The organism is Streptomyces sp. NPDC051243, from assembly GCF_044455405.1.
Lineage (GTDB): Bacteria > Actinomycetota > Actinomycetes > Streptomycetales > Streptomycetaceae > Streptomyces.
Genome location: NZ_JBITES010000004.1, coordinates 704,579 through 725,259, shown reverse-complemented (window position 1 = coordinate 725,259; position 20,681 = coordinate 704,579). Strand labels below are relative to the sequence as shown.

Genomic DNA, 20,681 nt, shown 5'->3' with positions numbered 1-20,681 from the left:
GGGGGGGGGCGCCCGCCCCCGGCGGGCCGGGGGGGGGGGGGGGGGGGGGGGGTGGCGCGGGGGGGGGGGGGGGGGGGGGGGGCGGGGGGGGGGGGTGTCCGTCCTCGGACCGGCGGCTGGACTCAGGCCAGGAGGCGCTGCGTTTTGACGCCGGCCACTGCGGGCGGACACTCCCCGACCCGTCCCCTTCCCGCCGTACGCGACCACCGGCCCGTAGGGGTACTCGTCCTTCCGCCGCCCCAGCTGCGGGCAGTCGTGCCGCTGGGGCAGCACGGGTGGGCGCTGGGCGACCCGCAAGCGCCGGGCAACCCACCAGTCGCGCCGCACCGCAGCTCGCGGCACGACCGACGGAGTCACATGCGGGAGACGTTGCGTTCGTAGACCAGGCGTAGGCCGATCAGGGTCAGCCACGGCTCGTGTTCGTCGATGACCGAGGACTCGCCCAGGACCATGGGGGCCAGGCCGCCCGTCGCGATGACCGTGACGTCGTCGGGGTCGTCGGCGAGTTCGCGGGCCATGCGGGAGACCACACCATCCACCTGGCCGGCGAAGCCGTAGACGATGCCCGACTGCATCGCCTCGACGGTGTTCTTGCCGATCACGTTCCTGGGCCGTGCCACCTCGATCTTGCGCAGCTGTGCGGCCTTGACTCCGAGGGCCTCCACCGAGATCTCGATGCCGGGGGCGATGACTCCGCCGACGTACTCCCCGCGCGCGGAGACCGCGTCGAAGGTGGTCGCCGTACCGAAGTCGACGACGATCGCCGGGCCGCCGTACAGCTCGTTCGCCGCGACCGCGTTGATGATGCGGTCGGCGCCGACCTCCTTGGGGTTGTCGAACTGGATCGGCACGCCTGTCTTCACACCGGGCTCGACCAGCACGGCGGGCACATCGCCGTAGTAGCGCCGAGTGACCTCGCGCAGCTCGTGCAGCACCGAGGGCACCGTCGCGCAGATGGCGATTCCGTCGATGCCGTCGCCCAGTTCCTCGCCGAGCAGCGGGTGCATGCCCATCAGGCCCTGGAGGAGGACCGCCAGTTCGTCGGCGGTGCGGCGGGCGTCCGTCGAGATGCGCCAGTGCTCGACGATGTCCTCGCCGTCGAAGAGGCCGAGGACGGTGTGGGTGTTGCCTACGTCGATCGTGAGGAGCATGCCCGTACCTACTCCGCCGCTCGCAGGTCCAGGCCGATGTCCAGGATCGGCGAGGAGTGGGTGAGGGCCCCTACGGCCAGGTAGTCGACGCCCGTGTCCGCGTACGCCCTGGCGTTGGCGAGGGTCAGTCGGCCGGAGGCTTCGAGGGCCGCCCGGCCGGCCACGATCGCCACCGCCTCCTCGCACTCGCCCGGCGTGAAGTTGTCCAGGAGGATCAGGTCCGCGCCCGCGTCCACGACCTCGCGGAGCTGGTGGAGGGTGTCCACCTCGACCTCGACGGGGAGGTCCGGGAAGGCTTCGCGTACTGCCTTGAAGGCCTGTGCGACGCCGCCCGCCGCGACCACGTGGTTGTCCTTCACCAGGGCCGCGTCCGAGAGGGACATGCGGTGGTTCACGCCGCCTCCGCAGCGCACCGCGTACTTCTCCAGCGCGCGCAGGCCCGGGGTCGTCTTGCGGGTGTCGCGGACCTTGGCGTTGGTGCCGTCCAGTACGTCCGCCCACGCGCGCGTGGCCGTCGCGATGCCCGACAGGCGGCAGAGGATGTTCAGGGCGCTGCGTTCGGCCGTCAGGAGGTCTCGGGTGCGGGTGGTGACGGAGAGGAGTTTCTGGCCTGCCGCCACCTCGGTGCCGTCCTCCACGTGGCGCTCCACCTCGAACTCGTCCTCGCAGACGATCGAGACGACCGCTTCGGCGACCCTGAGGCCCGCCACGACGCCCGCCTCGCGCGCGACGAAGTCGGCCGTGGCGACCGCCTCTTCGGGGATGGTCGCGACCGTCGTCACGTCCACGCCGTGCGCCAGGTCCTCCTGGATGGCCACATTGGCGATGTCCTCGACCTCGACCGGGTCGAGGCCCGCGTCGGCCAGGAGCTGGGCGAGCGCGGGGTCGAGGCCGCACTCCAGATACTCCTCGTCGGCACCGCAGGCGCAGTCGTCGCCGCAGCCGCCGGTCGGGGCGAGGGGAAGGTCGGGGGTGGTCACTTCTGTCACTGCTCCTGCTGTGGCATGGGCGTGCCCCCTGCTCGAGCGAAGTCGAGAGCTCGGGGGAGGGTCGGGGGGAAGTCTGCGGTTTCGGTGGTCTGCACGGCCAGTGTGCGGTCCGGGTTCAGGCGTACGACGATGTGGCGGCGCCATGTCGTGTCGTCCCGGTCGGGCTCGTCCTCGCGCCAGTGGCACCCGCGGGTCTCCTCACGGAGTTCGGCTGCGGCGACCAGGACTCGGGCCACGCACAGGAGGTTGGTGGCCTCCCAGGTGTCCACTCCGGGTTCCGCCGTCTTGCCGTTCTCGGTGAGGGCGTCGCGGGCCTCAGTGTGCAGCTGCTGGAGCTGCTCGGCGGCCTTGGCGAGGGAGTCGGCGGAGCGCAGGACTCCGGCGCCGTCGGTCATGATCCGCTGGATCGTGAAGCGGGCCTCGGGCGCGAGCAGGGGGTGCTCGGGGGTCTCCGGGTAGGGCACGGGGTGCGGCACGCGCGCGTGGAGGCCGTCGGCGGCGCGGGACGCCGCGATGTCCGCCGCGATGCGCTCGGCGTAGACCAGGCCTTCGAGGAGAGAGTTGGAGGCCAGGCGGTTGGCGCCGTGCACGCCCGTGCAGGCCACCTCGCCGCACGCGTACAGGCCGGGGACGGTCGTACGGCCCCGGGAGTCGGTGCGGACGCCGCCGGAGGCGTAGTGGGCGGCCGGGGCGACCGGGATGGGGGTGGTGACCGGGTCGATGCCGTTCGCGCGGCAGGCGGCCAGGATCGTCGGGAAGCGGTGCTCCCACATGTCGGCGCCGAAGTGGCGGGCGTCGAGGAACATGTGCTCGGCGTCCAGCTCCTGCATGCGCCGCATGATGCCCTTGGCGACGATGTCCCGGGGGGCGAGTTCGGCGAGTTCGTGCTGGCCGAGCATGAAGCGCACGCCGTCGGCGTCGACCAGGTGGGCGCCCTCGCCGCGCACCGCCTCGGAGACCAGGGGCTGCTGGCCCTCCGCGTCCGGGCCGAGGAACAGGACGGTGGGGTGGAACTGCACGAATTCGAGATCGCTGACCTCGGCGCCGGCTCGGAGCGCGAGCGCCACGCCGTCGCCTGTCGAGACGGAGGGGTTGGTCGTCGCCGAGAAGACCTGGCCCATGCCGCCGGTCGCGAGGACCACGGCGGGGGCGTGGACCGCTCCTACGCCGTCGTGCTGGCCCTCGCCCATGACGTGCAGGGTGACGCCCGCCGTGCGGCCCTCCGCGTCCGTCAGGAGGTCGAGGACGAGCGCGTTCTCGATCGTGCGGAGTCCACGCGCGCGTACCGCCTCGACGAGGGCGCGGGAGATCTCCGCGCCGGTCGCGTCACCGCCCGCGTGGGCGATACGGCGGCGGTGGTGGCCGCCCTCCCGGGTGAGCTCCAGGCGGCCTTCCTCGGACTCGTCGAAGTGGGCGCCGGTCTCGATCAGGCGGCGTACGGCGTCCGGGCCCTCGGTGACGAGGATGCGGACCGCTTCCTCGTCGCACAGGCCCGCACCCGCGACCAGGGTGTCGTCGAGGTGCTGTTCAGGGGTGTCGCCCTCTCCCAGGGCCGCGGCGATGCCGCCCTGGGCCCAGCGGGTGGAGCCGTCGTCGAGGCGGGCCTTGGTGACCACGACCGTCCTGAGGCCCGCGGCCTCGCAGCGCAGGGCCGCGGTGAGGCCGGCCACGCCGGAGCCGACGACCACGACGTCCGCGGCGATGGACCACCCGGGCGCTGGCGCGTGCAGTCGTATGCCTGTGCTGGTCACGAGGCGGCTCCGAAGGTGAGGGGGATGTTGTCGATCAGCCGGGTCGTCCCGACCCGGGCCGCGACGGCGAGGACGGCCTCGCCGGTGAAGTCGTCCTCGTGATCGGTGATCTCCGTGAAGTCCGACGGGTCGACAAGCGCCAGGTAGTCCAGTTCGAGCGGCGGGTCGAGGCGGGCGGCCTCGTCGAGGACCAGGCGGGCGGCGGCGCGGACGGCCGCCGCGGCGCCGGGGACGGCCTTGGCGACGGCGTGTGCGTCGGCCGCCGCGCGGGACTCCCCTATGGCGCTGAGCGCCTCGGCACGCGCGCGTGTGGCGGGCACTTCGCGGGCCCGCGCGCGCAGCGCCTCCTGCGCCGCGTGGCGGTCACGGCCGGCGAACAGCGCCTGGGAGAGGGCTAGCGCGGTGCGGCGTTCCCCGGGCGAGAGGTAGCGGTTGCGGCTGGAGAGGGCGAGGCCGTCCTCCTCGCGCACGGTGGGGACGCCGACGATCTCGACGCCGAAGTTCAGGTCGCGCACCATACGGCGGATCAGGGCGAGCTGCTGGGCGTCCTTCTGGCCGTACAGGGCGATGTCGGGGCGGGTGAGGTGGAGCAGTTTGGCGACGACGGTGAGCATGCCGTCGAAGTGGCCGGGGCGGGAGGCGCCTTCGAGGCGCTCGCCCATGGGCCCTGCGCTGATGCGCACCTGGGGCTCGCCGCCCGGGTACACCTCGTCGACCGAGGGGGCGAACACGGCGTCCGCGCCCGCCTCTTCGGCGATCTTGAGGTCGGCCTCCAGGGTGCGCGGGTAGCGGTCGAGGTCCTCGCCCTTGCCGAACTGCAAGGGGTTCACGAAGACGGTGACGACGACCTCGCCCTCCGGTCCGGCGATCGTGCGCGCGGTGCGGATCAGGGTGGCGTGGCCCTCGTGCAGGGCGCCCATGGTCATCACGACGGCGCGGCGGCCGGCACGCGCGCGTGCGTGCAACTCGTCGGCGGTGCGCAGCAGGGTGGTCATCGGGCGTCTCCCTCGGCGCCGTTGGTCCCGTCGGTCCCGTCGGCGAGTACCCCGAGGAGGTCCTCGGCGAGCTCCGGTTTGAGCAGTCCGTGGGCGAGCGCCCGGTCGGCGGTCGCGCGGGCCATCGCGAGATAGCCGGCGACGGTCTGCGGGGCGTGCCGCCGCAGCTCGGTGACGTGCGCGGCGACGGTGCCCGCGTCCCCGCGCGCGACGGGGCCGGTCAGGGCCGCGTCGCCGGAGCGCAGGGCGTTGTCGAGGGCGGCGCCGAGCAGCGGGCCGAGCATCCGGTCGGGGGCCGCGACGCCCGCCTCGCGCAGCAGCTCCATGGACTGGGCGACCAGTGTCACCAGGTGGTTCGCGCCCAGCGCGAGTGCCGCGTGGTACAGCGGGCGCATCTCCTCGGCGACCCACTCGGGTTCGCCGCCCATCTCGATGACGAGGGCCTCCGCGGCCAGCCGAAGCTCCTCGGGGGCGGTGACGCCGAAGGAGCAGCCGGCCAGGCGCTGGACGTCCACGGGCGTGCCGGTGAAGGTCATCGCCGGATGCAGGGCCAGCGGCAGCGCGCCCGCGCGCAGGGCGGGGTCCAGGACCTTCGCGCCGTACCGCCCGGAGGTGTGCACCAGCAGCTGGCCCGGCTTCACGGCCCCGGTCTCGGCGAGGCCCTCGACCAGCCCGGGCAGGACATCGTCCGGGACGGTCAGCAGGACCAGCTCGGCGCGTGCGAGGACTTCGGCGGGCGGCACGAGCGGCACGTCGGGAAGCATCCGCTCGGCGCGTCGCCGGGAGGCGTCGGAGACCCCGGAGACGGCCACCGGACGGTGCCCGGCGAGCTGGAGGGACGCGGCGAGCGCGGGGCCCACGCGGCCGGCGCCGACGACACCGACGGTGAGCCGCGCGGGGCGGTCCTGGGGATCTGGCTGTTGGCTTGTAGTCACGCGAAGGCGGCCTTCCCGTTCCAGTCCGCTCTGGGTACCGGACGATTTCTCGTCATGTTAACGCGATTGGTTCGAGCGGCGTTCGGTCGTCCACAGGCTGTGGGTTTCGCCACGCCGTTCACACCCGCGCGGGCGGTGGGGGCGGCGGTCGAAATGCGGGTGCCCGCGTGGGTGGGCGCGCGACATGATCCGGGACATGAGCGATACGGCGGAGCAGGGTGGGCTGACTGACGACGAGCGGCGAAGGCAGCGCCGTGAGCGGCGCATCGCCGCCTATCGCAGCGCGCGGCGCGTGCTCGCGCGCCCCGGTTTTCTGGGCACTCTCCGCGAGCGCCTGGCGCTGCTGGACGAGGCGCGTGCGCTGGAGGTGCACGACCTGGACGAGCCGGCGGACGTCTACGGCGACGGCATCGTCGAGGCCCTGGAGGAGCGGACCGCCGGGCTGCTCGGCACGGAGGCGGCCGCCTTCTTCCCGACGGGCACGATGGCCCAGCAGGTGGCCCTGCGCTGCTGGGCGGGCCGTACCGGGAACCCGACCGTCGCCCTGCATGCGCTGGCCCACCCCGAAGTGCACGAGCGGAACGCGTTCAGCCAGGTCAGCGGGCTGCGACCGGTCCGCGTGACGAGCGAGCCGCGGCTGCCGACCGCCGCCGAGGTGCGCGACTTCGAGGAGCCCTTCGGGGCGCTGATGCTGGAACTGCCGCTCCGCGACGCCGGTTTCCTCCTGCCTTCCTGGGAGGAGCTCACAGAGGTCGTGGAGGCGGCACGGGAGCGCGACGCGGTGGTGCACTTCGACGGCGCGCGCCTGTGGGAGTCCACCGTCCACTTCGGCCGCCCGCTGGAGGAGATCGCGGGCCTGGCGGACAGCGTTTACGTGTCGTTCTACAAGTCCCTCGACGGTTTCGGCGGCGCGGCCCTCGCCGGTCCGAAGACGCTGGTGGACGAGGCGAAGGCCTGGCGGCACCGCTACGGCGGCACCGTGTTCCAGCAGTTCCCGACCGCGCTGTCGGCGCTCGCCGGCCTGCGGCGGGAACTCCCCCGGCTGCCCGAGTACGTCGCCCACGCGCGCGTGGCGGCCGCAGCCCTGCGCGAGGGGTTCGCGGCGGCCGGGGTGCCCTGGACGCGGGTCAACCCCGAGCCGCCGCACACGAACGAGTTCCAGGTCTGGCTGCCGTACGACGCCGATGTCCTCGCGGAGGCGGCTGTCCGGCAGGCGGAGGAGACGGGAACCCTGCTGTTCGCGGGCGGCTGGGACACCAAGGGGCCCGGCCTGGCCTGCACCGAGGTCTACGTACGGGCCGCCGGGCTGGAGTGGACGGCCGACGACGTGACGGAGGCCGTCGCCCGGTTCGTGGCCCTGCTGACCGAGGAGGTCAGCAGCTAGAGCGGGGCCGCGGGCGCAGCCACCGGCCCAGGGCCTGCCGTAGCCGCCCGCGGGCCGGGCGGCCGGCGACGACCGCCCGGAACTGCCGGTGGTCGCGCCACTCGCGCACGACCTGCCAGTCGTGTGCGCCGGGCGCGGGCGGCGCGGGCTCGTCGAGCTGCCGTGCGCGGTAGGTGTCGAGGAGGTGGTGCTGCGTGATGCTCATGACGTATCGCCTTCTCGGAGGCATGACGTAGTGGGGATCGGGCTCCGCGGCTGCCCCGGTGCTCCCAGGCTTGCCTCCCTGCGGCGGCCACGTCGCGTCGATTGACGGCAGCTGTCAATCGGCGGCCGCGTTGTCAGTGGCCCGGTGCACCATGAGGGCATGACCGTGAGCATCGACATCGCCGGGCTGCGGCCGGAGGGGCTGGCCGTCGTGCCCTCGCCCCTGGCCGAGCTCGGCATGGCGCTGCACGCGCTGTCGGAACCGGGGCACCACCCGGGGCTGCAGGGCTGGGTGACGAGCGTGACGGCCCGGCTGGACTCGCACCTGGCCGACCGGATGTGCGAGGCCGACTTCCTGTGGCGGACGACGTCGTCGGACCTGTTCCTGCCGTTCGCCGGCATCCCGGGCGGCAGCACGCTCCCGGGAGCCACGCTCGCGGAGGAGCTGGACCAGCTGGACAAGCTCACCGACGAGCAGTTCGTGGACGCCGCGCTGGAGTTCACCTGCGCGCTGCCGTACGAGACGCCGGCGCCCGACGTACTCGCCGACGCGGGCCTGCGCCGACGTGCTCTGGAGCTGGCCGCCGCGCGCGGGCCGCAGCAGTTGCGGTTCAGCGAGCGGTTGCTGGCGGACCCGCCGCGCATCCGGTCCTGGCTGCGGCAGTTCCTCCAGGACTGCGACGAGGCGTTCTTCGCCGAGGCGTGGTCCCGCCTGCGCCACCAGCTCGCGGCGGACGCCCGGCACAAGACCGACCTGCTGCGGCACAAGGGGCTGACCGAGGCGCTGACCGCGGTGTCCCCGGCGGTGAGGGTCGACGAGACCGCCGGCAGGGTCACGATCGACAAGCTGCGCCAGGGCCACACCGTCATCAAGGACCGAAGCCTGCTGCTGGTGCCGACGAGCCTGGGCTGGCCGCACCTGCAGGTGCTGTACCGGCACGGCTGGCAGCCGGTCCTGCACTACCCGGTCGGCTCCCCCGGCCTCGCCGCGCCGCCCTCGGTCGACCAGCTGACCCTGCGGATGAGCGCCCTGTCCCACCCGGTGCGCATGCAGCTCTGCCGCAATCTCGCCCGCAGCACCTGCACCACGAGCGAGCTCGTACAGATCCACGGCATGACCGCGCCCGAGATATCCCGGCACCTGAGCGTCCTCAAGAAGGCCGGCCTGATCACCACCCGCCGCCGAGGCCGGTACGTTCTGCACCAACTGGACGTCACCGCGGTGGCACGGCTCGGCGGCGACTTCCTGGAGGCGCTGCTGAGGTGACCGTCAGTCGAACCGGATGTGCCTGATCCCGACGCCCACCTGCCGCAGCCGCGTCCGCAGCGCGCCCTCGGTGTTCGGCCGTAGCCGCAGCCCGGCCAGCACGGCGATGCGGTCCGCCGTCTTCGGCACCGTGGAGCGGTCCGTCCACAGATGCTCGGCGAACTCCGGCTCCCGCAACCGCTCCAGGCAGTGGTCGAGCTGCTCAACGGCCCAACTCTCCCGGCGCAGCCCGGCGTTCTTTGCGGCGACGTACTGAAGGAGGTGTCCGAAGCCCCGCTCCCGCAGCCGCTTCAGGACCGTCTCACGCTCGGCGAGGAGGGTGAAGTGCCTCACGTCATGGCCGAGTTCGCGCAGTCGGCCGACCGTCTCGGCGAAATAGCCGGAGTTCGTGACCGTCATGGGGGCGATCACCACACCGTCGTGCTCGGTGAGGGCGAGGTCGAGGACCTCGACGACGCCTTGCCGCCAGGACACCAAGTCCTGGAAGTCGCCTCGCAGCCCGGGCGGGAGGGTGCGCCGCAGCCCGAATCCGGCGTGCTCGGGATCGCAGACCACGCTGCCGGGCAGGCGGCGCTGGATCTCGTAGGCGGTCTGCGTCTTGCCACCCCCGAAAGGGCCGTTGATCCACAGGAGCATGCGCAGACCCTAGTGGGCACCGGTTACGCGAGGGTCACGCGCCGCTGGACGTCAGCCGTGCCCGCCGGCCCGCACCAGCCCCGTCTCGTACGCCAGGACGACCACCTGCACCCGGTCGCGCAGCCCCAGCTTGGTCAGGATGCGCCCCACGTGGGTCTTCACGGTCGCCTCCGACAGCACCAGCCGGGCCGCGATCTCGCCGTTGGACAGGCCCTGCGCGACCAGCACCATGACCTCGCGCTCGCGGTCGGTGAGCCGCTCGAGCTCCTTGTGCTGGGACTCCTTGCCGGCGGACGGCAGCATGGGCGCGAACCGGTCCAGCAGGCGCCGGGTCGTCGACGGGGCGACCACCGCGTCGCCGCTGTGCACCGAGCGGATGGCGGCGAGGAGTTCGCCGGGCGGCACGTCCTTGAGCATGAAGCCGGAGGCGCCCGCCTTCAGGCCGGAGAAGGCGTACTCGTCCAGGTCGAAGGTGGTGAGGATCAGCACCTTGGGCGGTTCGGGGTCGGAGCAGATGCGGCGGGTGGTCTCCACGCCGTCCAGCTTCGGCATGCGCACGTCCATCAGGACGACGTCGACGGGGGTCGAACGCAGCACCTGGAGGGCCTCGACGCCGTCGCCCGCCTCGGCGACGACCTCCATGTCCGGCTGGGCCGCGAGCACCATCCGGAACCCGGTGCGCAGCAGCACCTGGTCGTCGACGAGCATCACGCGGATCGTCATCGGGGTCCTCTTCCGTGTCTTCCGGGTCCGTCTACAGGGGCGTTACAGGTGTCAACAAGGGGCGTGCGCAGGCGTCAGTGGGCTGGTTTGAGCGGCAGCAGCGCACTGATGCGGAATCCTCCGCCCGGGCGGGGCCCCGCGTCCAGGGTGCCGCCGACCATGCCGACGCGTTCGCGCATGCCGATCAGGCCGTGCCCGCTGCCGTCGGCGCCGCCGTCCTCGTACAGCTCGTGCGGGGCGCCCTTGCCGTCGTCCTCGACGAGCAGGCCGAGGCCGTCGTCGAAGTAGACCAGGCGCACGCTCGCGCCCGCGTTCGGACCGCCGTGCTTGCGCGTGTTCGTCAGCGCCTCCTGCACGATGCGGTACGCCGTCAGCTCGACGCCGCTGGGCAGCGGGCGCGGGGTGCCCTCGACCTTGAAGTCGACCGGCAGGCCGGAGCTGCGGCACTGCTGGATGAGCTCGTCGATCTGCTCCACGTCGGGCTGCGGGACGTACTCGCCGCCCTCCTGGTGCTCGCCCGTGCGTAGCACGCCCAGCAGGCGGCGCATCTCGGCGAGGGCCTGGCGGCCGGTGGAGGAGATGGTCTCCAGGGCCATCTTGGCCTGGTCGGGGGCGGCGTCGAGGACATAGGCGGCACCGTCGGCCTGCACCACCATCACGGAGACGTTGTGCGCGACGACGTCGTGCAGCTCGCGCGCGATCCGGGCGCGTTCAGCTGCGACCGCGACCTTCGCCTGCGCCTCGCGCTCCTTTTCGAGCCGGGTCGCGCGCTCCTCCAGCTGTTCGTAGTAGGCACGGCGGGTGCGGATCGAGTCGCCGAGCACCCAGGCGAGCGCGAAGGGCACCGACGTGAAGATCATCAGAGCCACTGTGCCCAGGGCGCTGGAGTCCTGCTCCGGCCAGCGCAACTGCGCCACGGGTGCCGCGCACAGGCCGGCGGCCAGGGCGAGCCGGGAGGCCCAGCGGGCGCCGGTCGCGGCGACGGTGTAGACGATCACCAGGAAGGCGAAGTTGGCGGGTGTGGTCGCCACGTTCAGCACCAGCTGGGCCAGTCCCACGCCGATGGCCAGCAGCAGCATCTTCTCCGGCATCCGCCGGCGCAGCGCGATCACCAGGCACAGCATGAGGACCACCGCGACGATGGCTGCCTCGGAGTCCGTGCCCGGAGGGTTCTGACCGCCCTCGTCCCGGACGGTGACGGTGACCGCAGAGATCCCGAGAAGGAAGACGGCCCAGAAGCCGTCGACCCATGTCGGGTGCCTGCGGATGAAGTCATAGAGGCGCTGCACGTAACCCAGAGTAGGGAAGCGAGATGCGTGCAGGGGTCAACCGGAGGGCCGATCCGCGTCCCGCGCGCGTACTCCCCAAGGTGGAGGCTGCGTTCTTCTGTGCGCTTAGCCTGGGCCGGTGACAGCAGAGGCGGCAGGTGAGTGGCGCGGGTGGCGTGCGGCGGCGGAATCCGCCCTGTACGGGCCGGGCGGCTTCTATCGCCGGCCCGAGGGACCGGCCGGTCACTTCCGTACGTCCGTGCACGCGTCGTCCCTCTTCGCCGGTGCCGTCGCCCGGCTGCTGTGCCGGGTCGACGAGGCCCTGGGCCGGCCCGCGTCGCTCGGCTTCGTCGACATGGCGGCGGGGCGGGGCGAGCTGGTCACGGGCGTACTGGCGGCCCTTCCCGCCGAGGTGGCGGCACGCACGCGGGCGTACGCCGTCGAGATCGCCGATCGCCCGCGGGCCCTCGATCACCGGATCGAGTGGCTGCCGGAGCCGCCGCCGGGGCTCACGGGTCTGCTCTTCGCCAACGAGTGGCTGGACAACGTCCCGGTGGAGGTCGCGGAAGTCGACTCCGCGGGCGTACCACGTCAGGTCCTCGTACGCCGGGACGGGACGGAGCGCCTCGGGGAGCCGGTCGCGGGTGCCGAGGCGGAGTGGCTGGAGCGGTGGTGGCCGTTGGGGCGCGCGGAGGGAGCGCGGGGCACGGAAGGCGCGCCGGGCGGAGATGCGCCGGGCGGAGAAGGTGCGCCGACGCCGCGCGCCCGCGTGGTCGCGCCAGGGCCGGTCGCCGGCGGAGGCGCCGCGGGCCAGGCGGGGCTGCGGGCCGAGATCGGGCTGCCGCGCGACGCGGCCTGGGCCGGCGCGGTCGCGGCCTTGGAGCGGGGGCTCGCCGTCGCCGTGGACTACGCGCACACGGCCCGGGAGCGACCGCCGTTCGGGACGCTCACCGGCTTCCGCGACGGCCGCGAGACGGCACCCGTGCCGGACGGCTCGTGCGACATCACGGCGCATGTCGCGCTGGACGCGTGCGCCGAGGCGTGCGCGCTGCCCGGAGCGCGCCTGCTGTCCCAGCGCGCCGCCTTGCGCACCCTGGGTGTCACGGGCGCACGACCCCCACTGGAGCTGGCCTCCACGCACCCCGCCGAGTACGTACGAGCCCTGGCCACCGCCGGCGAAGCCGCCGAGCTGACCGCGCCGGGCGGGCTCGGGGACTTCGGGTGGCTGCTGCAGCCGGTGGGCATTCCGGACGTATTGACGGATTGACCAGGTGCGGATCGACCAGGTGCGTCGGTTGGAAATCCGGACGTACCGGCGGACCGGGCACTTCCCTCGGTTGGAATTCCCGACCCACCTACCGGGCGCACCATCCCCCTGCGCCCTCGCCCCGCCCCCCGACCTACTTGTCGATGTCCCCGACCACGAAGAACATCGACCCCAGAATCGCCACCATGTCCGCGACCAGCGTGCCCGGCAGCAGCTCCACCAGCGCCTGGATGTTGTTGTAGGACGCCGAGCGCAGCTTCAGGCGGTACGGGGTCTTCTCGCCCTTGCTGACGAGGTAGTAGCCGTTGATGCCGAGCGGGTTCTCGGTCCACGCGTAGGTGTGCCCCTCGGGCGCCTTCAGCACCTTGGGGAGCCGCTGGTTGATCGGCCCGGGCGGCAGCTCGGCGAGGCGGTCGAGGCAGGCGTCGGCGAGGTCGAGGGAGTTGTGTGTCTGCTCCAGCAGGCACTCGAACCGGGCCAGGCAGTCGCCCTCGTCCCGGGTCACGACCTTCAGGACGTCCCCCAGCTCGCCGTACGCGAGATAGGGCTCGTCCCGGCGCAGATCGAAGTCCACTCCCGAGGCGCGCGCGATCGGCCCGCTCACGCCGTACGCGTGCGCTGTCTCCGGTGCGAGGGCGCCCACGCCCCGCGTGCGCCCCCGGAAGATCTCGTTGCCGAGCACCAGGTCGTCGAACCGGTCCATCCGCGAGCGCACATCGGCGACGGCGGTACGCGCGCGCGTGGTCCACCCGGCCGGCAGGTCCTCCTTCAGGCCTCCCACCCGGTTGAACATGTAGTGCATACGCCCGCCGGAGACCTCCTCCATCACGTGCTGGAGTTCCTCGCGCTCCGTGAAGGCGTAGAAGATCGGCGTGATCCCGCCCAGCTCCAGCGGGTACGACCCGAGGAACATCAGGTGGTTGAGCACCCGGTTGAGCTCCGCGAGCAGCGTCCGGGTCCACACCGCCCGCTGTGGCACCTCCATGCCGAGCATGCGCTCCACGGCGAGCACGACGCCCAGCTCGTTGGAGAACGCCGACAGCCAGTCGTGGCGGTTGGCGAGCATGATGATCTGCCGGTAGTCGCGGGCCTCGAAGAGCTTCTCCGCGCCGCGGTGCATGTAGCCGATCACCGGCTCCGCGCGCGTGATGCGCTCGCCGTCCAGGACGAGCTTGAGGCGCAGCACACCGTGCGTCGACGGGTGCTGGGGCCCGATGTTGAGCACCATGTCGGTGCTCTCCGCGGCGCCGCCGATACCGACCATGGTCTCCGTCGTAGGAGTCATGGACACAGTCTCTCCTACGTACGCTGGCCTCATGGAGACGGGGAGCCCGGGGAACACGGGGACAGCGGGAGACGAGCAGGCGGGAACCGAAGACGCGGGGGCCGAGCCGGGGTGGACCGGGCTGCCGCCCGGCCTGCTCCGCATGCGACGGCTGTTGCTGGTGGTGTGGCTGGGCCTGCTGACGATCGGCCTCGCGGTACTGCTCGGCCTGCTCGCCGGGCCCGCCTGGGCGGCCTTCGCGCTGCTGCCACTGGCGCTCCTGGCGTGGGGCTGGGCGATGCTGGGCCGCAACTGGCGTTCGTGGCGCTACGCCGAGCGCGCCGACGACCTGTTGATCAGCCGGGGCGTGCTGTGGCGCGAGGAGACGGTGGTGCCGTACGGCCGCATGCAGTTGGTCGAGGTCACCTCGGGCCCCGTCGAGCGGCACTTCGGCCTGGCCAGCGTGCAGCTGCACACGGCCGCGGCGGCCACCGACGCCACCATCCCCGGCCTCGACCCGGCCGAGGCCGAGCGGCTGCGTGACCGGCTCACCGAGCTGGGCGAGGCACGATCGGCGGGCCTGTGACGACGCCGGGCGTCGACGACGCCGTACGCGAGCGGCGCCCCGTGACCGAACGGCGCCTGCACCCCGTGACTCCGCTGAGGCGCGCGTGGGCGCCGGTCGCCGTGCTGATCGGGTGGGCCGTGCACGACCCCGACCAGGCGCAGCGCCAGCTGACCCGGCTGACCACGACGACCCTCCTGATCGCGCTCGCCGTGCTCGTCCCCGCGGCCGCCCTGTACGGCTTCCTCACCTGGTGGTTCACGCACTTCGCGGTGACCGACACGGAACTGCGCATCCGTACCGGCCTGGTGTTCCGGCGCACCGCGCACATCCGGCTGGAACGCATCCAGGCCATCGACGTCACCCAGCCGCTCCTCGCGCGCGTGGCGGGCGTCTCGAAGCTCAAACTGGACGTCATAGGCACCGACAAGAAGGACGAACTCGCCTTCCTCGGCGCGGAGGAGGCGCGTGCGCTGCGCGCGGAACTCCTCGCACGCGCCGCCGGTTTCGCGCCCGAGACGGCGCACGAGGTCGGCGAGGCGCCGGCCCACCAGCTGCTGCGCGTGCCTCCGGCCGTCCTGGCCGTCTCGCTCGTCCTGACCGGCGCCACCTGGGCAACACTGGCCGCCGCTGTCGTCGTTCCCGCGATCCTCTGGCTGGTCACCGAGAGCCCGTGGACGGTGCTCGCGACCGCGGTTCCGCTGTTCGGCGCGGCGGGGGCGAGCAGCGTGGGACGGTTCGTCACCGAGTACGACTGGACGGTGGGCGAGTCGCCGGACGGGCTGCGCATAGACCACGGGCTGCTCGACCGGGCGCACGAGACGGTGCCGCCCGGCCGTGTCCAGACGGTTCGGATCGTGGAGCCGCTGCTGTGGCGGCGGCGCGGATGGGTGCGAGTGGAACTGGACGTTGCCGGCTCGTCGAACTCGGTTCTGCTCCCGGTCGCCCCGCGCGAGGTCGCGGAATCGGTCATCGCGCGCGTGCTGCCCGGCGTGACCGTCCCCACCCGCGCGTCCCTGGTGCGTCCGCCGCGGCGGGCGGGCCGGTGCGTGCCGCTGTGGTGGCGTGGGTACGGCCTGGCCGTCACGGACGCTGTGTTCGCCGCCCGCATCGGGCTGTTCCGGCGCAGCCTGGCGCTCGTACCGCACGCGAAGGTCCAGAGCGTACGGCTGACCCAGGGCCCCTGGCAGCGCGTGTGGGGCGTTTCCGACGTCCACGTGGACACCGGGGCCAACAAGACCGTGACCGCCCGGCTGAGGGACGCCGGGGAGGCCGCGGAGCTGCTGCGGGGGCAGGCGGAGCGGTCACGTACGGGACGGAAGGTGGCCCGGCCGGATCGGTGGATGGCCTGACGCCGGGCCGGATCACCCGGCGGCGTCGGGAAGCCGCGTCAGGAAACCGCGCTCCGCAGCCCCTGGACATCGATCTGTTCCGTCTCGTCGTGCGCCGTCAGGTCGATGACCTGACCGATCCCCCGGGACTCGTCGTCCGCCGTCTTGAACTCGGCCTCGGACTCGGCCTTGTGGAGGGCGAGGGCCTCCTGCCCGACGACGTCGGCCAGGTCCTCGTTCTGGACCGACTCCAGCGCGGAGGGCGCCGCCGCCCCCTTCTTCGTACCGAAGAAGTCGAAGCCGCCCTCGATCGCCGCACGCCGTACGGGCGTCGCCGGTACGACGGCCACGGCGGTCGGCGCGATGAAGTGACCGGCGGGCTGCTGCGACGGGACGGAACCGGCCGGCGGCAGGGCGGGCCGGGCCGCGGTGACGGCCTGCGCCGTACCGACCGCGGACGCCGTAGCTACGGCGTCCGCCTTGGTGAGGGCGTCTGCCGTGGTGTTGGCGGCCGCGCGCTCGTGCCCGTCGACCGCCTCGGGCTTCCCCTGCGCTTCGTCCTCCAGCGCGGGCTCCGTAGCGGATCCGCCGACCTGCCCGGCCTGGGTGGTCTGCGCCTTGGTGGTCTGGTGCTCGGTGGTCTGCGCCCCGGTGGTCTGCACCTCGGACGTCCCCGCCTCGGAAATCCGCGACGTGGAGCTCTGCCTCTGCGCCTCGGTGGCGCCCGAACCGTCCTTCGCCGGCTCGTCGTTGGACGGCCCGTCGCCCTTCGGCGGCTCGTCCTTCGGCGGCTCGTCCTTCGGGAACTCGTCCTTGGCCGACTCGCCGCCCTTCACTGGCTCGCCGTCCTTCTCGGGCTCGCCGCCCTTCACTGGCTCGCCGTCCGTCGCGGACTCGCCGCCCTTGACGGCCTCATCCTCGTCGAACCGCGCCAACGCCGCCTTGGCGCGCAGGAACAGCCGCGACCCCTCCGGCGAGAAGACCGCCGGAGCCGCCGGCGTCTCCTCGGCGGACTCGGTTTCCGCATCCTCCGCCACAGCGTCCGCGGAGGCAGCCACAGCCTCCGCGTCCCGCGCCGAAGCGGCGGCGACCGGCGCCGGCGGCAACGCGCGCGCGGGTGTGGTCGCCTCTATCTCCAGAACCCGGCGCTCCTCCAGGACGCTCGCGCGCTCGGTCTCGGACGTGGCGTACCGGCGCAGCAGCGCCGCGTGCTCGTTGCGCAGACCCGCCAGTTCCGCCCGCTTGGCCCGCAGCCGCTGCTCCAGCTTCATGCGCAGCTCGCGCGACTCCTCGAGGTCGGTCTCCAGCTCGGCGACCCGCTCCTCGTACCGCCACTCGTCGCTCGCACGCGCGCGCGTGAGGTCGGCGACCTTCTTGCCGGCCTGGGTGTCCCAGCGGCGCAGGACGACCGCGCCGACCACCGCCGTCGCCGCGGCGGCCGCGGCAAGGCCGCGCAGCACGACGGGCTCGGTGAACACCCAGGGGGCGAGGGCACAGACGACGGAGACGCCCGCGATCGCCGACGGGGGCAGCAACCTGTGCAAGGGCGGTGAATGACGGTGACGTCCACGTGGCATGGCCAGAAACTTACCGCGCGTAGGCGAATCTTGTTGCCCCGCCCCGTAAAAAGACAGCCATCGCGAGTCGTTCACCGGGCATCGGGAATCGGATCCGACGCCGAATTAACCAAGAACCAAGATCACAAAGCACCGGAGCTCCACCGCTGCGGCCGTCTCACCTGCCGCTCAGCCGCCCGCTCATCCACTCCAGCGTCCCCGGAATCTCCCGCCGCCAGGTGTTGAAGTTGTGCCCGCCGCTTTCGAGGATGATCGACGAGATGCGCGTCAGCTTCGTGGCCTTCACGCGCTCAATGAACTTCAGCGTGGCCTTGTAGTTGGATTCTCCAACTTTGCTGCTGCTGACGAGCAGTGAAGTGTCCGGAGCCGGCATGTGCTTGAGGTACCACCACAGGTTCGCGCGATTGCGCAGTTCCTCGTCACCCTGGAAGAGATCGCCGGTCGTGGCGTCGATCGGCGCGTTGTAGTACGCGGAAAGCCCCGCGCCCGCGGCGTACGCCCCGGGATGGTGCATGGCGAGCTTCAACGCGCAGTAGCCGCCGGTCGAGTCCCCGATGATTCCCCAACTGCCGGGCCCGTCGCCCACCCTGTAGTGGCCGGTCACGGCCTCCGGCAGGTCGGACGCGAAGAACGTCTCGGTCTGCGGGCCCCCGGGAATGTCCACGCACTCGGTGTCCCGCGGCGGCGCCACCGTCGGCCGCATCATCACCAGGATCATCGGCTCCATACGGCCCTGTGCGGCGAGCCTCGCGGCCGTACGCGGATAGTCGAGCTTGTCCACCAGCGCCCGGGCCGTACCGGGATAACCGGTAAGGACCACGGCCGCCGGGAACTTCCGCGTGCGGTACTCCGGCTGGAAATACTCGGGCGGCAGATAGACGTACGCGGGTGTGGCGATGTGCGACGTCCGGCCCACGATGTCGACCTTCTGGATCTGGCCGCCGAGGCGCGGACTGGAGCTCGCCGCCCCCGGCACCCGCTCGGTGTCCGTGACCCGCAGCGGCCCGCGTTCCGGCGTGTGGTCCACGACGACGCCCTGGTCCTTCTCCTGCCCGAACAGGTCGGCCCAGCTGGCGTAGAACCCGAAGGCCTGGTTGGCGGCGAGGCCCACGGCCATGAAGATGACCAGCTGCGTGGAGAGCAGCAGGCCCACCCGTGCGCTCACCGCCCGCCAGCCGCGCCGCGCCAGCCGTGGCCACTGCCACACCGTGCCGACGAACAGCCCTACGGCGGCGAGAACCGCCAGCGCCAGCACCTTGTCGCTCGTGAGACCCATCGATGGTTACCTGTCCACGCTTTCCGCCCGGGCCGCGCGGACACCTGCTCCCCGCGCTGCCTCCCCCGCTCCTTCGCAAGGGCTTGCCCCGGACTTTCCTTGGCCTTTGAAACGGTTTTGGGGAGCCGAGTGAACCTCTCCCCTCGAGACACCGTCCTAGAGGGCGCAATGTCGCCGGATGCCCGAATCGGCACCGGATCCAAGGTCGCTCGCTGAACTGTGGGATGCGATGTCTGTCAGGACAGATGTGGAAATGTCGGGCAAGGTTCCTCAACGACCCAGCCAGGTATCGAGCCAGGCAGGGCATCTGTCGAGCCGCGTACGCCACCTGCTGCGCGGCCCGCGCCCCGAGGCCGTTCCCGTCCTCGTCGGCAGGGCCTGCGCCCTGGTGGGCCTGCTGGACATCGCGGCGGGAGTCTTCCCGCGCTTCCGGCACAGCCGTATGCACGCCATCGCCGAGGTGCTGCCGGGCGCGTTCGGTCCGTTCGCCGCGGCGCTGTCGCTCAGCGCGGGCGTGCTGTTGCTGCTGCTCGCCCACGGCCTCAAGCGCGGCAAGCGGCGGGCCTGGCGCGCGGCGGTCGTCCTGCTCCCGGCCGGAGCTGTGGCGCAGTTCACGTACCGCCACTCCGTCGTGGGCGTGCTCATCTCGATCGCGCTGCTCTGGGCGCTGCTGCGCCACCGCGACCAGTTCGCGGCGCTGCCCGACCCGCGCAGCAGGTGGCGCGCGCTGGCCAACTTCGTCCTCATGGGCGCCGGTTCGCTCTCCCTCGGCCTGATCATCGTCAGCGCCCACCCGAAGACGCTGATCGGCGACCCGAGCCTGGCCGACCGCATCGCCCACGTCATCTACGGCCTGTTCGGCTTCGAGGGACCGGTCGCCTACCAGGGCAACACCTCCTGGACGGTGGCCTTCTCCCTCGGCGCCCTCGGCTGGATCACCGCGGTCACCACGATCTACCTCGCCTTCCGCCCCGAACACCCCGCCGCACAGCTCACCGAGGACGACGAGGCACGCCTGCGCGCCCTGCTGGCCAAGCACGGCGCCCGCGACTCCCTCGGCCACTTCGCGCTGCGCCGCGACAAGGCCGTCGTCTTCTCCCCCAGCGGCAAGGCCGCGGTGACGTACCGCGTCGTGTCCGGCGTGATGCTCGCCAGCGGCGACCCGATCGGCGACGTCGAGGCATGGCCCGGCGCCATCGAACGCTTCATGGACGAGGCCAAGGCCCACTCCTGGACCCCGGCCGTCATGGGCTGCTCCGAGACCGGCGCCGAGGTGTGGACCCGCGAGACCGGGCTCGACGCCCTCGAACTGGGCGACGAGGCGGTGGTGGACGTGCCGGATTTCTCGCTCACCGGCCGCGCGATGCGCAACGTACGTCAGATGGTCAAGCGCATCGAGCGCGCCGGTTACGAGACCCGGGTACGTCGTGTCCGTGACCTCGGCGATGCCGAGCTGGAGCGCATCCGCCGCGCCGCCGACGACTGGCGCGGCACCGACACCGAGCGCGGCTTCTCCATGGCGCTCGGCCGCGTCGGCGACCCGGCCGACGGCGACTGCCTCATCGCCACCGCCCACAAGGCCGACGAGGAGCCCGGTCCGTACGGCGACCTCAAGGCGATCCTCCACTTCGTGCCGTGGGGCACGGACGGAGTGTCCCTGGACCTGATGCGCCGCGACCGCTCGGCGGACCCCGGCATGAACGAACTGCTCATCGTGGCCGCCCTCCAGGCCGCCCCGAAGTTCGGCATCGCGCGCGTGTCGCTCAACTTCGCCATGTTCCGCTCGGCACTGGCGCGCGGCGAGAAGATCGGCGCGGGTCCGGTACTGCGCGCCTGGCGGGGCCTGCTCGTCTTCCTCTCCCGCTGGTTCCAGATCGAGTCCCTGTACAAGTTCAACGCCAAGTTCCGGCCCCGCTGGGAACCCCGCTTCGTGGTCTACCGCGCCTCCGCCGACCTGCCCCGCCTCGGCTTCGCCGCCATGCAGGCGGAGGGCTTCGTGAACCTGGCCCTGCCGCTCCCGCGCTTCCTGCGCCGCGGTACGCCCGCCCCGCGCCCCTGCCCCCACCAGGTGGCGGAGCGGGAGGTCCGCGCGGCATGA

18 protein-coding genes are annotated in these 20,681 nt (G+C 72.5%); 6 read left to right on the top strand and 12 right to left on the bottom strand.

Annotated features, from left to right (window positions below):
• Positions 1–353: 353 nt before the first annotated feature.
• The 5 genes from ACIBAG_RS13840 to ACIBAG_RS13820 are packed head-to-tail and all read right to left on the bottom strand — an operon-like array spanning position 354 to position 5,821.
• On the bottom strand, positions 354–1,151 hold the full coding sequence (locus tag ACIBAG_RS13840; protein ID WP_399104480.1) for a type III pantothenate kinase: 798 nt from the start codon (positions 1,149–1,151) through the stop codon (positions 354–356).
• Between the two features lie 8 nt (positions 1,152–1,159).
• Entirely contained in the window at positions 1,160–2,131 is a 972-nt protein-coding gene (gene nadC, locus ACIBAG_RS13835) for a carboxylating nicotinate-nucleotide diphosphorylase (RefSeq protein ID WP_399104478.1), read from the bottom strand.
• Positions 2,132–2,136: 5 nt separating this feature from the next.
• Entirely contained in the window at positions 2,137–3,891 is a 1,755-nt protein-coding gene (locus tag ACIBAG_RS13830; protein ID WP_399104476.1) for an L-aspartate oxidase, read from the bottom strand.
• Positions 3,888–4,886, bottom strand: a complete 999-nt coding sequence (gene panC / locus ACIBAG_RS13825; protein ID WP_399104474.1) for a pantoate--beta-alanine ligase — start codon at positions 4,884–4,886, stop codon at positions 3,888–3,890. Before panC ends, ACIBAG_RS13830 begins: the two co-directional genes overlap by 4 nt.
• The gene (locus ACIBAG_RS13820; RefSeq protein ID WP_399104472.1) at positions 4,883–5,821 is read right to left on the bottom strand and encodes a Rossmann-like and DUF2520 domain-containing protein; all 939 of its coding nucleotides are present in this window, start codon (positions 5,819–5,821) and stop codon (positions 4,883–4,885) included. The genes panC and ACIBAG_RS13820 overlap by 4 nt, the downstream gene beginning before the upstream one ends.
• 196 nt (positions 5,822–6,017) lie before the next feature.
• Between ACIBAG_RS13820 and ACIBAG_RS13815 the strand changes: the two genes are divergently transcribed.
• Entirely contained in the window at positions 6,018–7,205 is a 1,188-nt protein-coding gene (locus ACIBAG_RS13815; protein WP_399104470.1) for a threonine aldolase family protein, read from the top strand.
• Here ACIBAG_RS13815 and ACIBAG_RS13810 read toward each other — a convergent pair.
• On the bottom strand, positions 7,195–7,410 hold the full coding sequence (locus ACIBAG_RS13810; RefSeq protein ID WP_399104468.1) for a hypothetical protein: 216 nt from the start codon (positions 7,408–7,410) through the stop codon (positions 7,195–7,197). The two genes, ACIBAG_RS13815 and ACIBAG_RS13810, sit on opposite strands and share 11 nt — an antisense overlap.
• Positions 7,411–7,569: 159 nt before the next feature.
• Between ACIBAG_RS13810 and ACIBAG_RS13805 the strand changes: the two genes are divergently transcribed.
• Positions 7,570–8,676, top strand: coding sequence for a DUF5937 family protein (locus ACIBAG_RS13805; RefSeq protein WP_399104466.1), 1,107 nt, complete (start codon positions 7,570–7,572; stop codon positions 8,674–8,676).
• A gap of 3 nt (positions 8,677–8,679) precedes the next feature.
• Here the strand turns inward: ACIBAG_RS13805 and ACIBAG_RS13800 are convergent, their stop codons facing one another.
• The 3 genes from ACIBAG_RS13800 to ACIBAG_RS13790 all read right to left on the bottom strand — a co-directional run bounded on the left by ACIBAG_RS13800 (position 8,680) and on the right by ACIBAG_RS13790 (position 11,324).
• The gene (locus ACIBAG_RS13800) at positions 8,680–9,312 is read right to left on the bottom strand and encodes an AAA family ATPase (RefSeq protein WP_399104464.1); all 633 of its coding nucleotides are present in this window, start codon (positions 9,310–9,312) and stop codon (positions 8,680–8,682) included.
• Positions 9,313–9,363: 51 nt separating this feature from the next.
• Positions 9,364–10,035, bottom strand: a complete 672-nt coding sequence (locus ACIBAG_RS13795) for a response regulator (protein WP_399104462.1) — start codon at positions 10,033–10,035, stop codon at positions 9,364–9,366.
• Between the two features lie 74 nt (positions 10,036–10,109).
• Positions 10,110–11,324 (bottom strand): sensor histidine kinase, encoded by a 1,215-nt coding sequence (locus ACIBAG_RS13790; RefSeq protein WP_399104460.1) that lies wholly within the window; start codon positions 11,322–11,324, stop codon positions 10,110–10,112.
• A 118-nt stretch (positions 11,325–11,442) separates the two neighbouring features.
• On the opposite strand from ACIBAG_RS13790, the gene ACIBAG_RS13785 reads away from it, so the two are divergent.
• Positions 11,443–12,570, top strand: coding sequence for an SAM-dependent methyltransferase (locus ACIBAG_RS13785; RefSeq protein ID WP_399104458.1), 1,128 nt, complete (start codon positions 11,443–11,445; stop codon positions 12,568–12,570).
• 133 nt (positions 12,571–12,703) lie between these two features.
• Here ACIBAG_RS13785 and ACIBAG_RS13780 read toward each other — a convergent pair whose 3' ends face one another.
• Complete coding sequence (locus tag ACIBAG_RS13780; protein WP_399104456.1) at positions 12,704–13,855, bottom strand: NADH-quinone oxidoreductase subunit D; 1,152 nt, start codon at positions 13,853–13,855, stop codon at positions 12,704–12,706.
• Positions 13,856–13,886: 31 nt separating this feature from the next.
• On the opposite strand from ACIBAG_RS13780, the gene ACIBAG_RS13775 reads away from it, so the two are divergent.
• Both ACIBAG_RS13775 and ACIBAG_RS13770 read left to right on the top strand, forming a co-directional pair.
• A complete protein-coding gene (locus ACIBAG_RS13775) occupies positions 13,887–14,420 on the top strand; it encodes a PH domain-containing protein (RefSeq protein ID WP_399104454.1) in 534 nt (177 codons plus the stop codon).
• Positions 14,417–15,751, top strand: a complete 1,335-nt coding sequence (locus ACIBAG_RS13770; RefSeq protein ID WP_399104452.1) for a PH domain-containing protein — start codon at positions 14,417–14,419, stop codon at positions 15,749–15,751. Before ACIBAG_RS13775 ends, ACIBAG_RS13770 begins: the two co-directional genes overlap by 4 nt.
• Positions 15,752–15,789: 38 nt before the next feature.
• On the opposite strand, the gene ACIBAG_RS13765 is transcribed toward ACIBAG_RS13770, so the two are convergent.
• Complete coding sequence (locus ACIBAG_RS13765; RefSeq protein ID WP_399104450.1) at positions 15,790–17,307, bottom strand: hypothetical protein; 1,518 nt, start codon at positions 17,305–17,307, stop codon at positions 15,790–15,792.
• Positions 17,308–17,464: 157 nt separating this feature from the next.
• Positions 17,465–18,583 (bottom strand): alpha/beta hydrolase, encoded by a 1,119-nt coding sequence (locus ACIBAG_RS13760; RefSeq protein ID WP_399104448.1) that lies wholly within the window; start codon positions 18,581–18,583, stop codon positions 17,465–17,467.
• A 253-nt stretch (positions 18,584–18,836) separates the two neighbouring features.
• Between ACIBAG_RS13760 and ACIBAG_RS13755 the strand changes: the two genes are divergently transcribed.
• The gene (locus ACIBAG_RS13755) at positions 18,837–20,681 is read left to right on the top strand and encodes a phosphatidylglycerol lysyltransferase domain-containing protein (protein WP_399104446.1); all 1,845 of its coding nucleotides are present in this window, start codon (positions 18,837–18,839) and stop codon (positions 20,679–20,681) included.

Excerpts from the sequence above, each read along its gene's own strand:
- ACIBAG_RS13840 (WP_399104480.1), bottom strand. The coding sequence starts at position 1,151 with ATGCTCCTCACGATCGACGTAGGCAACACCCACACCGTCCTCGGCCTC.
- panC (WP_399104474.1), bottom strand. The coding sequence starts at position 4,886 with ATGACCACCCTGCTGCGCACCGCCGACGAGTTGCACGCACGCGCGCGT.
- ACIBAG_RS13815 (WP_399104470.1), top strand. The coding sequence starts at position 6,018 with ATGAGCGATACGGCGGAGCAGGGTGGGCTGACTGACGACGAGCGGCGA.
- ACIBAG_RS13810 (WP_399104468.1), bottom strand. The coding sequence starts at position 7,410 with ATGAGCATCACGCAGCACCACCTCCTCGACACCTACCGCGCACGGCAG.
- ACIBAG_RS13805 (WP_399104466.1), top strand. The coding sequence starts at position 7,570 with ATGACCGTGAGCATCGACATCGCCGGGCTGCGGCCGGAGGGGCTGGCC.
- ACIBAG_RS13800 (WP_399104464.1), bottom strand. The coding sequence starts at position 9,312 with ATGCTCCTGTGGATCAACGGCCCTTTCGGGGGTGGCAAGACGCAGACC.
- ACIBAG_RS13795 (WP_399104462.1), bottom strand. The coding sequence starts at position 10,035 with ATGACGATCCGCGTGATGCTCGTCGACGACCAGGTGCTGCTGCGCACC.
- ACIBAG_RS13780 (WP_399104456.1), bottom strand. The coding sequence starts at position 13,855 with ATGACTCCTACGACGGAGACCATGGTCGGTATCGGCGGCGCCGCGGAG.
- ACIBAG_RS13775 (WP_399104454.1), top strand. The coding sequence starts at position 13,887 with ATGGAGACGGGGAGCCCGGGGAACACGGGGACAGCGGGAGACGAGCAG.
- ACIBAG_RS13765 (WP_399104450.1), bottom strand. The coding sequence starts at position 17,307 with ATGCCACGTGGACGTCACCGTCATTCACCGCCCTTGCACAGGTTGCTG.
- ACIBAG_RS13760 (WP_399104448.1), bottom strand. The coding sequence starts at position 18,583 with ATGGGTCTCACGAGCGACAAGGTGCTGGCGCTGGCGGTTCTCGCCGCC.
- ACIBAG_RS13755 (WP_399104446.1), top strand. The coding sequence starts at position 18,837 with ATGTCGGGCAAGGTTCCTCAACGACCCAGCCAGGTATCGAGCCAGGCA.